Source organism: Pseudomonadota bacterium (assembly GCA_016711215.1).
Lineage (GTDB): Bacteria > Myxococcota_A > Polyangia.
The window spans coordinates 907,001-920,268 of record JADJTL010000001.1; the positions used below are offsets into that span (position 1 = coordinate 907,001).

At 69.9% G+C, this 13,268-nt stretch carries 10 protein-coding genes and 2 tRNA genes; 3 read left to right on the forward strand and 9 right to left on the reverse strand.

Annotated elements, in window-relative coordinates; genetic code table 11:
• Positions 1 to 33: 33 nt before the first annotated feature.
• The 3 genes from IPL40_03560 to IPL40_03570 all read left to right on the forward strand — a co-directional run bounded on the left by IPL40_03560 (position 34) and on the right by IPL40_03570 (position 1,831).
• A tRNA-Gln gene (locus IPL40_03560) sits at positions 34 to 104 on the forward strand.
• 23 nt (positions 105 to 127) lie between these two features.
• Positions 128 to 199 (forward strand) — tRNA-Glu (locus IPL40_03565).
• 180 nt (positions 200 to 379) lie between these two features.
• Positions 380 to 1,831, forward strand: a complete 1,452-nt coding sequence (locus IPL40_03570; GenBank protein ID MBK8480244.1) for a hypothetical protein — start codon at positions 380 to 382, stop codon at positions 1,829 to 1,831.
• Positions 1,832 to 1,867: 36 nt separating this feature from the next.
• Here IPL40_03570 and sucD read toward each other — a convergent pair whose 3' ends face one another.
• From sucD to IPL40_03615, 9 genes are all read right to left on the reverse strand, one after another.
• The gene (gene sucD / locus IPL40_03575) at positions 1,868 to 2,734 is read right to left on the reverse strand and encodes a succinate--CoA ligase subunit alpha (GenBank protein MBK8480245.1); all 867 of its coding nucleotides are present in this window, start codon (positions 2,732 to 2,734) and stop codon (positions 1,868 to 1,870) included.
• Positions 2,731 to 4,008, reverse strand: a complete 1,278-nt coding sequence (sucC, locus tag IPL40_03580) for an ADP-forming succinate--CoA ligase subunit beta (protein ID MBK8480246.1) — start codon at positions 4,006 to 4,008, stop codon at positions 2,731 to 2,733. The genes sucD and sucC overlap by 4 nt, the downstream gene beginning before the upstream one ends.
• 56 nt (positions 4,009 to 4,064) lie before the next feature.
• Positions 4,065 to 5,000, reverse strand: coding sequence for a malate dehydrogenase (gene mdh / locus IPL40_03585; GenBank protein ID MBK8480247.1), 936 nt, complete (start codon positions 4,998 to 5,000; stop codon positions 4,065 to 4,067).
• Positions 5,001 to 5,050: 50 nt separating this feature from the next.
• The gene (locus IPL40_03590; protein MBK8480248.1) at positions 5,051 to 6,493 is read right to left on the reverse strand and encodes an NADP-dependent isocitrate dehydrogenase; all 1,443 of its coding nucleotides are present in this window, start codon (positions 6,491 to 6,493) and stop codon (positions 5,051 to 5,053) included.
• 267 nt (positions 6,494 to 6,760) lie between these two features.
• Complete coding sequence (locus IPL40_03595; GenBank protein ID MBK8480249.1) at positions 6,761 to 7,588, reverse strand: tetratricopeptide repeat protein; 828 nt, start codon at positions 7,586 to 7,588, stop codon at positions 6,761 to 6,763.
• A gap of 266 nt (positions 7,589 to 7,854) precedes the next feature.
• Positions 7,855 to 9,456, reverse strand: coding sequence for an apolipoprotein N-acyltransferase (gene lnt, locus IPL40_03600; protein MBK8480250.1), 1,602 nt, complete (start codon positions 9,454 to 9,456; stop codon positions 7,855 to 7,857).
• Positions 9,453 to 10,412, reverse strand: a complete 960-nt coding sequence (locus IPL40_03605) for a diacylglycerol kinase family lipid kinase (protein ID MBK8480251.1) — start codon at positions 10,410 to 10,412, stop codon at positions 9,453 to 9,455. The genes lnt and IPL40_03605 overlap by 4 nt, the downstream gene beginning before the upstream one ends.
• Positions 10,413 to 10,503: 91 nt before the next feature.
• Entirely contained in the window at positions 10,504 to 11,502 is a 999-nt protein-coding gene (locus IPL40_03610) for an alpha-E domain-containing protein (GenBank protein ID MBK8480252.1), read from the reverse strand.
• A 79-nt stretch (positions 11,503 to 11,581) separates the two neighbouring features.
• Positions 11,582 to 13,027, reverse strand: a complete 1,446-nt coding sequence (locus IPL40_03615; protein ID MBK8480253.1) for a circularly permuted type 2 ATP-grasp protein — start codon at positions 13,025 to 13,027, stop codon at positions 11,582 to 11,584.
• Positions 13,028 to 13,268 lie beyond the last annotated feature (241 nt).

A 13,268-nucleotide genomic window follows, 5' to 3' on the forward strand; every position in this document is an offset into this window, starting at 1 on the left:
TGGGCCTGGGCTATAGGCACGAAGCGTTGCCGTTCGGGGATCGTCTAATGGCAGGACGCAGGATTCTGATTCCTGCTATCTAGGTTCGAATCCTAGTCCCCGAACCCGATTCGTTGGATCGAATCGCGGCCCCATAGTCTAGTGGTTAGGACGTCGGCCTCTCACGCCGATAGCCCGGGTTCAAGTCCCGGTGGGGTCACTATCTTGGCAGCGCGCTTGGCGCGGCGGCCGATCCGTCGCGGTCGTCCAGGCAAGAATCGATGCGATCGAGGCGATCGAGGCGATCGAGGCCGGCGGAGACGTCGGCCTTTTCTCTTTCTAGCCCCTTTTCTCTTCGTGGTCTCTTCTTGGGACTTTTTCCCTGCTGGAGGGCATAGCGATGACTCAGTGGCACGGCTTCTTCCTGGTCTGGATCGCGTTGGCTGCGCTGCCGACTCCCGCCCGGGCCGAAGCAAGCGCTGGCGCCTGGCGCTATGTGCCGCGCGGTACGTCGCTGGCGGTGCTCGCGGCTGGTGCGTCGCCGGAGAGCGCCGCTTCGGGGCAGGTCGAGCTCGGTTGCGCCGCTCAGGCCCTGCTCGAGCACGAGGCACAGCTCTACGTCGCTTGTGGCACGGCAGGCATGGTGCTGCTTTCGATCGCTCAGCCCGAGCGGCCCGTGGTGGTGGCGCACCGGCTGCTCGGCGGTGAGGTCCTGGGCTTCTGGGTCGCCGACGGCACCGTCTGGGTCAAGCTGCGGCGACTCGAGGCGCGGCCCGTGGGCGAGATCAGGGCCGGCGCCGGGGACGAGGCAGCCCCGCGCCCCCTGAGCGCGCCCACCCCGCTGGCGACCAGCCGGATGGCCGCGGCTGGAGGCCCTGAAGCGAGGCGCCCGGTAGTGGCCGGCGCCGCAAAGGCTGATCGCGAGGGCAGCGATCCCGACGCGACCGGCCGGGTCGTCGAGCTCGGCGTCGGTGATGTGCTGATCGATCTTGGCGGCGCGGCCGGGCTGCGTCGCGACGATCGCGTCGAGCTCTTTGTCCGCGAGCGGGTGGCGCTGGGTCGGAGAGAGGCGGCCGAGCAGGAGCAGGTCGTGGCCGTCGGCGTGGTGACCGTCGTCTCGCCGCAGCACGCGCGGGTGCGCCTCGGCATGAACGAGCGTGTACCGCTGGGGGCGGGGGCCAGGCGCAGCCGCCTGCCGGTGACGCAGAGTATCGTGGCGCCACCGCGGGTCGGCGGGACCTACGAGCTGAAGGCCACCGTGCGGCCCTTCTTTACCCTGGGGGCCGTTGGCTTCGGGATGCTCAATGATCTGGCACTCGGCTACCGCTTCGAGCGCCCGATCTACGTCGGCGTGACCTTGTCTCCGATCGGCTTCGCCGCCGGCGGCGGCCGCACGATCGTCGCGGCGCTGGCGCAGGCCGTGGCGGCGCTCGACCTGCCGCTCTTCTCCGTCGGCTTTGGGGTGGGGCTCGGGACGCCGAATGCGCAGTTCGGAGGGGGCAATGCGGCCTTCGCGACGATGCAGCTCGTGCGCCTGGGCGCGCTCGACGGCCTGAACGTCGAGGTGCAGAACACCCTGCTCATCTATGACGACGAGTTCCGCCACGGCGCGACGACCGGGGCGATTCAGATCCCCGTCAGCCCGCGTTGGTGGTTGCTGCTGCGCGGCGGCGGCGGGCGGGTCGGCTACGGCTATGGCGAGGCGGGGCTGCGGGTCCGCGTGCAGGGCCACGGTCGGCATGGCTCCGTCTTCCTCAACGCCACCGTGGGTGGGGGGGCTCTGGTGGAGGGCGGAGGCTGGGGCTCGCGGGGCGGGCCGCTGGCGGGCATCGGTGTCGAGTGGCGGCCCTGAACTAGGCGCTTCAGGCGCTTCAGGCGCTTCGGCGGGCTAGAGCAGCGCCGCCAGAGTGCTGCCGATCTCGTTCGGATTGGGCGCGATCCTCGCGCCCGCGTCCTGAAGGGCTGCGATCTTTTGCGTCGCTGCCCCGTGCCCTCCGGCGATGATCGCGCCGGCATGGCCCATCCGCTTGCCGGGAGGCGCCGTCTGGCCGGCGATAAAGGCCACCACCGGCTTCTGCCGCAGACGATCCTTGATCGTCGCTGCCGCGGCCTCCTCGCCAGCCCCTCCGATCTCACCGATCATCACGACCGCCTGGGTGTCGGGATCATCGGCGAAGGCCTCGAGCACCTCGACGAAGCTCGTACCCACCACTGGATCGCCACCGATTCCGACGCAGGTGCTTTGTCCCAGGCCAAGGCGCGTGAGCTGATGGACCGTCTCGTAGGTCAGCGTGCCCGAGCGGGAGACCACCCCGACAGCGCCCGGGCGGTGAATATAGCCCGGCATGATGCCGATCTTGGCCTTGCCGGGGCTAATCACCCCGGGACAATTGGGTCCGATGATGCGCGAAGGCCGACCTCCCGCGGCGCGCCGGACGCGGACCATATCGAGCGCGGGGATGCCCTCGGTGATGCAGATGATCAGCGCGATCTCGGCATCGACCGCCTCGAGCAGCGCATCGGCGGCGAAGGGCGCCGGGACGAAGATCAGGCTGCAGTTGGCGCCGGTCGCGGCGACGGCCTCGCGCATCGTGTCGAAGGTTGGCTGACCAAGGAAGTCCTGCCCGCCCTTGCCGGGCGCCACGCCCGCGACGATGCGGGTGCCGTAGTCCTTGCATTGCGTGGCGTGGTAGGTCCCCGCTTGGCCGGTGCCCTGCACGATCACGCGCGTGTTCTCGTCGCAGAAGATGCTCATCGTCCCGGTCGCTTCTCCGCGGGCTGCGCGCCGGACGCGAGGGGCGCCTGACTCGCGCCGGGCGGTGGATCGTCCGCTCGTCGCGTCAGCGCCACGGCCTGCCGCGCCCCGTCGGCCATGTCGCTGGCGGTCGTCAGGTGCAGGCCGGCCTCGGCGAGGATGCGGCGGCCCGCTTCGACGTTGGTGCCCTCGAGGCGGACGACCAAGGGCACAGCGAGTCCAACCTCGCGCACGGCATCGACGATCCCCTGGGCCACGAGGTCACAGTGGACGATGCCACCAAAAATGTTGACGAAGATCCCCCGCACGTTGACATCGGCGAGGATGATCTTGAGCGCCAGCACGACCCGTTCCTTGCTGGCGCCGCCGCCGACGTCGAGGAAGTTGGCCGGGCTGCCGCCGAAGGCGCGGATGATGTCCATCGTCGCCATCGCCAGGCCGGCCCCATTGACCATGCAGCCGATCGCGCCGTCGAGCTTGACGTAGGCCAGGTTCGCGGCCTGGGCGCTCAGCTCGCTCGGATCCTCCTCGGCGCTGTCGAGAAAATCGGGCCAGCCTGGATGGCGATAGGCGGCGCTGTCGTCGAGGGTGACCTTGGCGTCGAGCGCGACCACGTCATTCGTTTGCGTGATCACCAGCGGGTTGATCTCGAGCAGGGTGCAATCCTCCTGCTCGAAGGCGCGGGCGACGCCGACGAAGGCCTCCGCCGCGCCCTTGGCGGCCCTATCCTGCAGCCCGAGCCCGTAGGCCAGGCGACGGGCCTGGTAGGCGCTCAGCCCGATCACCGGGTCGACCCACTCGCGGAGGATCTTCTCTGGGGCGCGCGCGGCGACCTCTTCGATCTCGACCCCGCCCTCGGCGCAGGCCATCACGCAGATGCGCTGCTGGACGCGGTCGAGGACGGCGGCGACGTAGAGCTCCCGCGCAATCGGTAGCACGGGCTCGATCAAGATCCGGTTGACCACCCTGCCGGCGGGGCCCGTCTGCAGCGTGACCAGGGTTCGTCCGAGCATCCGCTCGGCGACGCTGCTGACCTCGGCCGTGCTCTCGACGAGCTTGACGCCGCCCAGCTCAGGGTCCTCCATGAAGCGGCCCTTGCCGCGACCCCCGGCGTGGATCTGGGCCTTGACCACGAAGCGGGCGGCACCGGTTTCGTCGAGGAGCTGCTGGGCGGCGCGCAAGGCCTCGCCAGGTCGCAGCACCGCCCGATGGGGCGGTACACGCACTCCATGCGGCCGCAGCAAGGTCTTGGCCTGGTGCTCGTGAAGATTCATGGCCTCTCTGCCTGGCGACCCTTATATCTGGCGACCCTTATCTTATCCGTCGACCCTTACCCGTCCACCTCGGCCGAGGACTCGCGCACCGCGTCGACGGTCTTGGCCAGGAGCGCGCGCTCTTGCTCGTCCAGAGGGATGTCGTAGATCTTCTCGATGCCGCCGGCGCCGATGCGGCAGGGCACGCCGATGAAGAGGTTGTGGACGCCGTACTCACCCTGGCAGAGCGCGGCGCAGGGTAGCACCCGCTTCTTATCCTTGAGGTAGCTCTCGACCATCACCAGCGCGGCGCCGGCCGGGCTGAAGAAGGCGGAGCCCTTGCCGTAGAGCTTGACCAGCTCGGTCCCGGCCTCGCGCGTGCGTTGGGCAATCCGCTCGATCGTCTCGGCGTCGAGGAGCGCGGTCAGGGGCACACCGCCGACGGTGGTCAGGCGGGGCAGGGGCACCATCGTGGGGCCATGCCCGCCGAGCACGGTGCCGCTGATGTCCTCGACGGAGACGCCGAGCTCGAGCGCGAGGAAGGCCCGCCAACGCGCACTGTCGAGCACGCCGGCCATGCCGCAGACCTGATGCTTGGGAAAGCCGCTCTGCTTATGGAAGGCGTAGACCATCGCATCGAGCGGATTGGTCACGACGATCACGAAGGCCTTCGGCGCGTGGACGCGCACCTGGTCGGCCACGCTGCGGATGACCGTCAGGTTGGTCGAGAGCAGGTCCTCGCGCGACATGCCGGGCTTGCGCGGGATGCCCGCCGTGATCACCACGACGTCGGCGCCGGCGATGTCGCGGTAGTCGCTGGTGCCGGTGATCGTCGCGTCGAAGGGATCGGCTGGCGCCAGCTCCGTCAGATCGAGCGCCTTGCCCTTGGTCGCCTGCTCGACCTCGGGAACATCAAGAATGATGACATCGCCGAGCTCTTGCTTGGCCGCGAGCAGGGCCAGAATCTGGCCGATCTGGCCGCCGCCGATCAGCGCGATCTTCTTTCGAGTCATGGAATGAACCTCCGTCGAGCGTGGAGCATCGAGCGCCGAGGGGCGAGGCCCTAGGCGCTGGTTGTGGGGAAGCGGCGAATGATCGCCTCCGCGAACTGAGAGCACTTGAGCGGCGGCTCGAGCGGTGGCTCGAGCAGGCGCGCCAGATCATAGGTCACCTCGCGCTGCGCGATCGCGGCGCCGAGACCCTGCTTGATCAGCGTGGCGGCCTCTTGCCAGCCCAGATACTCGAGCATCATCACGCCCGAGAGGATCAGCGAGCCCGGGTTGACGCGATCGAGGCCCGCGTGCTTGGGCGCCGTTCCATGGGTGGCCTCGAAGATCGCGGCCCTATCGCCGATGTTCGCCCCCGGGCCCATGCCGAGCCCGCCGACGATCGCCGCCGCGGCATCCGAGAGGTAGTCGCCGTTGAGATTGGTCGTGGCGAGGATCGAGTACTCGTCGGGGCGGGTCTGAATCTGCTGGAAAATGCTGTCGGCGATCCGGTCGTTGACCATCACCTTCTGCTTCCAGCGACCCTCGCCGTGCGAGGCGCCGATCGACTGCAGGACGCCCTCGACCTCGGCGATCGCCTCCTGGCGCTTGCCGGGGGTCAGGTTGTCGAAGCCGGGCTCGATCTTGCGCGCGTTCTCCGCGGCCGAGAGCTCCGGCTGGCGCGCCTTGTTGTCGAGGATCCACGACTCGCGCTCGGTCACGCATTGCGCGCGAAACTCGGTGGTCGCGACCTCGTAGCCCCAGTCCCGGAAGGCGCCCTCCGTGAACTTCATGATGTTGCCCTTATGGACCAGGGTCACCTGCTGCTTGGCCGGTGGTAGGCGCAGGGCGTGCGCGATGGCGCGCCGCACGAGGCGCTTGCTGCCGGTGACGCTGATCGGCTTGATGCCGATCCCCGAGTCCAGGCGGATCTGCTTCTTGCCGAGGTCAGGGCTGCGCGGAATCAGCTGCTCGTTGAGGTAGGCGATCAGCTCCTGTACCTGGGGTGTGCCTTCGCGCCACTCCACGCCGAGATAGATGTCCTCGGTGTTCTCGCGATAGATCACGACGTCGAGCTTCTCCGGCGTGCGATGGGGCGAGGGCGTTCCGGGATAGTAGCGGCAGGGCCGCACGCAGGCGTAGAGGTCGTGGATCTGCCGCAGGGCGACATTGAGCGAGCGGATGCCGCCGCCGATCGGCGTGGTCAGCGGCCCCTTGATCGCCACGCCGTAGGCGCGAATCGCCGCCAAGGTATCCTCGGGCAGGTACTGATAGGTGCCGTAGCGCTCGCAGGCCTCGTCGCCGGCATAGACCTTGAACCAGTTGATGCGTCGCCGATCGCCATAGGCCGCCGCCACGGCCGCGTCGATGACCCGCTGTGTCGCCGGCCAGATGTCGACCCCGGTGCCGTCGCCGCGGATGAAGGGGATGATCGGGTCATCGGGCACCTGCGGCTGCCCATCGCTGAAGGTGATCGTCGATCCGGTGCTCGGTGGGATCAGCTTTTCAAAGCGGCTCATGGTGTCCTTCAATCGCGCTGGGGCTGCGCGCCGTCGACCTGCGCCCCGTCGACCTGATGGCCGTCGACCTGACGGATGGCGTCGGATACCTCAAGGGCTGGGGGAAGAGAGGAGAAATATCCGTGTAAATCTGAGGCCAAAGTGCGCCTCTTCTAGCACGAGCCGCTACCTCGGTTCAACCCCAGTGGTGCACCGCGGGCGGCCCAGCGGAGCGCCCAGCGGATGGCCGCTGCCTGCAGCAGGCGCAACTGGCGCGCCCGCTCGCGGTCAATGCTGAGAGGCGATCAGCTTCAGTTCCAGCAGGCGCACGAGCGTCCGTAGGGCGGCGGCGCGCGGCATGCCGCTGACCGTCAAGACGTCGTTATAGGAGAGCAGCCCATCGATGCGCGAGAGCACGAAGCCGGCCTGGTGATCGAGCTTATGCCAGGTGATCTCGTTGGCGGGCACGCGCACGATCGGAATCGACTCGAGGCTGCCGATGCGGGACTCGGCGTCCTCGACGATCACCAGCTCGAGGCGTTGCGCGAGGGCGGTGGCGAGCGCATGGCCCGGCGCGAGCTGCAGCGCGCGCCGGCAGAGCTCGAGGGCCTCCGTCGGCTGGCCCTGGTTGTGGAGCTGTGCGGCACGCCCGAGCAGCGCCGTCAGCGCCTCGCCGCGCGAGCGGGCCGGCTGCGGCGCCCCCTGCGTCGCGCCAGGGCCGGCGCCGGCCTGATCGCGCAGCGCGTCGACCCCTGCCGACTGCCGCCGCGGCGGGGGGGCGGCGGCGGGACGCGCCTGACTGCGCGACACGGGCGTGGCCGCGACGTCCCAGTCCTGGGGCGGGACGGCGGCGCGATGGCTGGCCGTGACGGAGGCGAGCACCTCGTGCAGGCTGCCGCCCTGGGCAGCGAACTCCTCCACCGCGTCGTCGGTGAGATCCGCGATCTCCGGCTCCGGAGCTGAGCCCCCTGCTGCCCCACGCCGGCGGGCGCGGCTCTCCGCTGGGGCTGCGCTCGGAAGGCTTGCGTGGCTGGCCCAGGCGCTCTCGAAGGCCGGCTGCTCGCGCGAAGGCGCGCGCGCCTTGGCTACGACGGGATGCGAGGCGGTCGCGGCCAAGAGCGGCTGCAGTGCCTCGGGCGCGATGGGGATGGTGGTACGCGAGGGGCGGCGATGGCGCCGGGGCGCTTCGCCCGGCGGCGCGCTCTCGTCTTGGTCCCGGCGTTCCGTCGTCGCCGGTGGCTGGCGACGGCCCCCCGATGGCCCATCGTCCCTACTGGAGCCCATGGCCGGAAGCATAAGGCGCGGCGGCGAGCATGTCTATGTAAGGGCTCGAAGCGCGTGGAGCGGGTCAGCGAATCACGGCGCGCGCTGCGGGGCAGCGATTAGCGCGTGCGCTGGCGGCCGCGCTTGACGCCCCGGCGCGCCTGGCGCCCGCCCGAGCGGCGCAGGGCCACCAGGCAGTAGAGCGCCACGATCGCCAGATTGGCATAGCCGAAGGCGTCGCCCACCCGCGCGTAGACCGTCGTGTGCGGGGGCATCAGGGCCACGCTGTGGAGGAGCGTGCTGGGAGGCCTGTTGGGCGTCAGGGCAGGGTCGACGACCTGCGTCGCGGCGCGGACCCTGCCGGTGGCCTCGATCACCGCGCTCACGCCGGTATTGACGGACCGCACGAGATCGAGCCGCAGCTCGACGCTGCGGAAGACCGCGAGCGCCAGGTGTTGATAGGGCTCCGCGCTGGCGCCGAACCATGCATCGTTGGTGAGGTTGACGAGGAGCTGGGGCTGCAAGGCGGCCAGGCGCCGGCCGAAGGCCGGGAGGAGATCCTCGTAGCAGATCATCGGCCCGATCCGGTGCGGCCCCAGCGGAAAGGTCGTCACGCGCGTGCCGCGCGCGAGATGCGAGGCCGCCGGGAACCAGCGCCGGAAGCGCGGGATATGCTCATAGAAGGGGATGTGCTCGCCAAAGATCAACGGGTAGTTCTTGTCGTAGCGGCCAGCGAAGCGCCCGTCGGCGCCGAGCATGAAGGCGCTGTTGTAGGGATAGGGCTCCCAGCGCGAGTAGCTGGTGGCGCCGAAGATCAGCGGCACGCGCAGGCCGCGGCTGACGCGGCGCGGATCGTTGGGGGCGAAGTCGCGTCGCTGCGTGCGCTCAATCGCGTAGGGGTAGGCTGACTCGGGCCAAAGGATCAGCTCGGCGCCCGCCGCCTGCAGCTTGCGGCTCTCCGCCAGGTGCATCGCGTGGTGGCGCGCCGCGGTCGCGGAGTCGAGCCGCTCGACGATGCCGACGTTTCCCTGCACCGCGCCGATGCGCAGCTTCGGCGCCCGCCGTCGACTGGCCTCGATCTGGGGCAGGCGCAGATAGCCAAAGGCCAGCGCGGCGAGCAGCAGCGCGGCGCCGGCGAGCTGTGGGCGCCACGAGCCCTTCGCGCCCGAGGCCCCAGGACGCAGCCGCCGCAGCAGGTCGTCGAGCAGACCGTTGCTGACCATGATCAGAAACGTCACGCCGAGCGGACCCGTCAGCTCGGCGATCTGGATCGCGGGCGGGACCCAGGCCTGGGTGATCGCGAGGTACCAGTCGAAGACCATCGGGGTCAGCAGCTCGGCGGCGGTCATCAGCGGCGGCGCGAGCAGCACGGTCGACCAGCCGCGGCGGCGCTGCAGCCAGCTCAAGAGCGCCGCAAAGGCGGCCCAGGGCAGGCCCTGGTAGAGCGCCAGGAGCAGGAAGAGCGACCACGACCCCGCCAGTGGGATGTGGCCGAAGCGCAGCAGGAGCTGGGGAACCCAATAGAAGCCGCCGACGTTGGCCACGAGCCCGGCGGCCCAGCCATAAAGCCAGGCGCGGCCGATCGGCTGGTCGCGGACGGCGGCGAAGAGCGGGAGGAAGGCGACCCAGGCGAGCTGCCAGAGGTCGAAGGTGGCCGTGGCGAGGACGATCGCGGCGCCGCTCGCGGCGCTCAGCGCCAGCCGCAGGAGCACGGCGATCATCGGCCCACCGGCTCGGCGATCTTCAGCCGCAGCGCGCCCGGCACGATCTCGAAGCGCGCGGGAAGCTGCCCCGGCGCCTCGCCGTCGACATCGAGGAGCACGGGCGGGTCGCTCACCAGCGGCAGCGCCTCGACGCGGCGCGCGCGCTGGACCCGCACCTGCGGCAAGCCGAGGTGGGTCCCGCGATAGAGGCGGTGGCCGTGGCGTAGCATCGCCAGCGCGCTGAGCGCCTCGACGACCACGACGTCGAAGAGGCCATCGTCGAGCTCGGCCGCGGGCGCGATCTGCATGCCGCCACCAAAATAGCGGCCGTTGGCGACGGCGACGTTTTGCACCGTCAGCGCCACGCTGGGCCCCTCGTCGAGGCGCAGCGCCACGCGCGCCGGTTCGTAGCGGCGGAGCGCGCGCGCCGTCGCGAGCGCGAAAGAGAGGCGCCCGCCGAGTGCCTTCGAGCTGCTGTTGGCGAGCTGGTCGACCAGCCCGGCCAGACCGAAGCTCGCGATGTTGGCGAAGTGCCGAGCCTGCGGCCGGCCGTCGGCGGCTTGATAGGTGACGCGCCCGACGTCGATGCTGCGGTAGGCCTGGCCACGCAGCGCGCGGATGCCGCGGCGCAGCTGGCGCGGCGTGCCGGTGCTACGACAGAAGTCGCCGCCGGTGCCGAAGTGGACCAACCCGAGCAAGAGCTCGGGGCGCAGCGGCCCCGCGTCGTCGAAAAGCCCCGCCACGACCTCGCTGATCGTCCCATCCCCGCCGACGGCCACGATCAGCTCGAAGCCCTGATCGATGGCCGCGCGGCTGAGCGTGCGCGCGTCGCCCCGCTGGCGCGTGAAGCGCACCTGATGCGCGCCGAGCTGCTCCTGCAGCAGCGCCGCGACCTGCGACCAGCGCCGCGCGAGCGCGCCGCCGGCAGACTGCGGGTTGGCGATGACGAGGGCGCGCAGGGCTGGCTGGGCCATAGGGCCTCCGCGGCAACAGGGATGCACCTTGTAGCCAATCGGCGGCCGCGCGGCAACCGCAAGCCGATGGCGCCACGGCTTGCCGCGTCGATCAATCCGCGCGCAGGGCCCCGTTCTGGACGGAGGGACGGGCGGCGAGATCGTCGACCGGGCGCAGGGCAAAGAAGACCTGCTCGATCGCGTCGTTGACCTGATTGAGCTTGAGCTGGAGACCGTCGATGAACTCGTGCAGGCCGCGGTCGACGATCTCGTCGACGCTGGCGAAGGCCAGCTCGCTCTGGAGCTGCCCGAGCCGCTGCTCGGCCGGGTTATGGAAGGTGTCGCGGGGGGTGCCGGAGATGGCGCGCAGCGACTGGTCGGCGGCGTTCAGGCAGTGCCGCACGGCGCGCGGGAACTCTCGGTCGAGCAGGAGGAACTCGACCACGCGCGGTGGGGTGATGCCGTGGTGCCGTCGGCGGTACATCGCGAAGGCGCTGACCGACTTCAGCACCGCCGACCACTGCAGGTCGTCGAGCGGCCCGCCGACGTCTTGCACCTGCGGCAGCAGCAGGAAGTACTTGACGTCGAGGATGCGGGAGGTCTTGTCGGCGCGCTCGAGCATGCGGCCGAGGCGCGCGAAGTGCCAGCCCTCGTTATGCGACATCGTCGAGTCGATGATGCCCTGAAATAGGTGCCCGGCCAGGCGCACGCGCTCGAAGAGGTCGTCCGGTCGTTCGCCGGGCGGCTGCGCCGCGGCCTGCGCCACGAAGCCCTGAAACTCGTTGAGCTGCTCCCAGGTCTCCGCCGAGATCGTCTCGCGCACCGAGCGCGCGCACGCCCGGGCCTGCGAGAAGCAGGAGACGATCGAGTGCGGGTAGTCGGCGTCGAAGGCGAGGAACTGAAGGACGCTGGCGCGCGTCGCCGGACCGTAGCGCTTGGCGAAGAGCGCCTCGTCGCCGGTGATGCTGACGAGCGGCTGCCACTGCTCGTCGGTCGCCTGCGGCAGGTCCAGGGCCAGGTTGTGATGAACCTCGATGAAGCGCGCCAGGTTGTCGGCGCGCTCGACGTGGCGGCTCATCCAGTAGATCGACTCGGCGACGCGACTGAGCATCGATGTTGTCCTTCCTTCAGATTCCCTTCAGGTTCCCTTCGAGTTCGCCTGCGTGGCCTCGAGTGCCGGCGCGCTGGGCCTAGCTGGCGTCGGCGATGACCCAGGTGTCCTTGCTGCCGCCGCCCTGGGACGAGTTGACGACGAGCGAACCCTTGCGCAACGCCACGCGCGTCAGCCCCCCGGGCAGCACAAAGAACAGGTCGCGTCCGCAGAGGATGTAGGGGCGCAGATCGACGTGGCGACCCTGCAGCTCGCCATCGATCAGGGTGGGCACGCGTGAGAGGGCGAGCGTTGGCTGAGCGATGTATTTGCGCGGGTGCTCGGTGATGCGGCGGGCGAACTCGCGACGATCGTCGTCGCTGGCGTGGGGGCCGATCAACATGCCGTAGCCGCCCGACTCGTCGGCCGCCTTGACCACGAGCTGGTCGAGGTTCTCGAGGACGAAGCGGCGGTCAGCGTCGCGCTGACAGACGTAGGTCGGCACGTTGGGGATCAGCGCCGGCTCGCCGAGGTAGTAACGCACCAAGTCGGGGACGAAGGGATAGAGCACCTTGTCGTCGGCGATGCCCGTCCCGGGGGCGTTCGCCAGCGCGACCCCTCCCTGGCGATAGACCTCCACCAACCCGGGGACACCCAGCAGGGAGTCGGCGCGGAAGGCCTCCGGATCGAGGAAGTCGTCATCGATGCGGCGGTAAATCACGTCGACCCGCTCGAAGCCGGAGGTCGTGCGCATCCAGACCAGCCCATCGCGTACGACCAGGTCACGTCCCTCGACCAGCTCGACCCCCATCTGTTGCGCGAGGAAGGAGTGCTCGTAGTAGGCCGAGTTGAAGACGCCTGGCGTCAGGACCACGACCGTCGGCGCCCGCACGTTGGGCGGTGCCACCGACTCGAGCACCTGCAACAGGCGGCTGGGATAGTCCTCGACCGGGCGCACTGCCACGCTCTCGAAGAGGCGCGGGAAGCTGCGCTTCATCGCTCGGCGATTCTGCAGCACATAGGAGACCCCGGAGGGGCAGCGCAGGTTGTCCTCGAGCACGTAGATCTGGCCGTCGCGGTCGCGGACGAGGTCGGTGCCCGTGACGTGACACCAGACCCCCGCGGGCGGCTCGAGACCGATACATTGCCGCCGGAAGCTGCTAGCGGTCTGCACGAGCTCTGCCGGCACGACGCCGTCACGGACGGCACGCTGCTCGTGGTAGGTGTCGGCGATGAAGCGATTGAGGGCGCGGACGCGCTGGATCAGGCCGCGCTCGATCCAGTTCCACTCGGCTGCGGCGACGATCCGCGGCACGATGTCGAAGGGGAAGATGCGATCGGCCCCGCGATCGTCGCCATAGACCGCGAAGCTGATCCCCATCCGTTGAAAGAGGCGCACCGCCGCGCCCTGACGCGCGAGCAGCTCGGCGCCGCTCAGCGCTTCGAGCGTCTCGACCAGCAGCCGGGCCTGAGGCCGCGGCCGGCCGTCCTCGCCGATTAGCTCGTCATAATGGTTGGTCGTGTCGTAGGCCGCGAAGCTGAGCATCGCGAGCGGCTCGCGCGACGCTGCCGCGGACGAGTATGCCGAAGCGGAGGACTCGGAGGCGGTCTCGGTTGCTACGGCCGGCTGGCTGCCCTGCGCGCCGCTCGCTTGGTTCTGATCCATCATCAGTCTCCTGCAGACGCGATGCGCCCTGATCGTTGGCGACGCGTCGTTGACGACGCGTCGTTGGCGTTGGCGCGTTGGCGCGTTGGCGCGCTGGGCTGCCGCTCCCGGCGCCGGAGGC

What these genes read in the sequence shown, in the direction of transcription:
- IPL40_03570 (MBK8480244.1), top strand. Translation starts at nt 380, where the DNA reads ATGACTCAGTGGCACGGCTTCTTCCTGGTCTGGATCGCGTTGGCTGCG.
- sucD (MBK8480245.1), bottom strand. Translation starts at nt 2,734, where the DNA reads ATGAGCATCTTCTGCGACGAGAACACGCGCGTGATCGTGCAGGGCACC.
- sucC (MBK8480246.1), bottom strand. Translation starts at nt 4,008, where the DNA reads ATGAATCTTCACGAGCACCAGGCCAAGACCTTGCTGCGGCCGCATGGA.
- mdh (MBK8480247.1), bottom strand. Translation starts at nt 5,000, where the DNA reads ATGACTCGAAAGAAGATCGCGCTGATCGGCGGCGGCCAGATCGGCCAG.
- IPL40_03590 (MBK8480248.1), bottom strand. Translation starts at nt 6,493, where the DNA reads ATGAGCCGCTTTGAAAAGCTGATCCCACCGAGCACCGGATCGACGATC.
- lnt (MBK8480250.1), bottom strand. Translation starts at nt 9,456, where the DNA reads ATGATCGCCGTGCTCCTGCGGCTGGCGCTGAGCGCCGCGAGCGGCGCC.
- IPL40_03605 (MBK8480251.1), bottom strand. Translation starts at nt 10,412, where the DNA reads ATGGCCCAGCCAGCCCTGCGCGCCCTCGTCATCGCCAACCCGCAGTCT.
- IPL40_03610 (MBK8480252.1), bottom strand. Translation starts at nt 11,502, where the DNA reads ATGCTCAGTCGCGTCGCCGAGTCGATCTACTGGATGAGCCGCCACGTC.
- IPL40_03615 (MBK8480253.1), bottom strand. Translation starts at nt 13,027, where the DNA reads ATGCTCAGCTTCGCGGCCTACGACACGACCAACCATTATGACGAGCTA.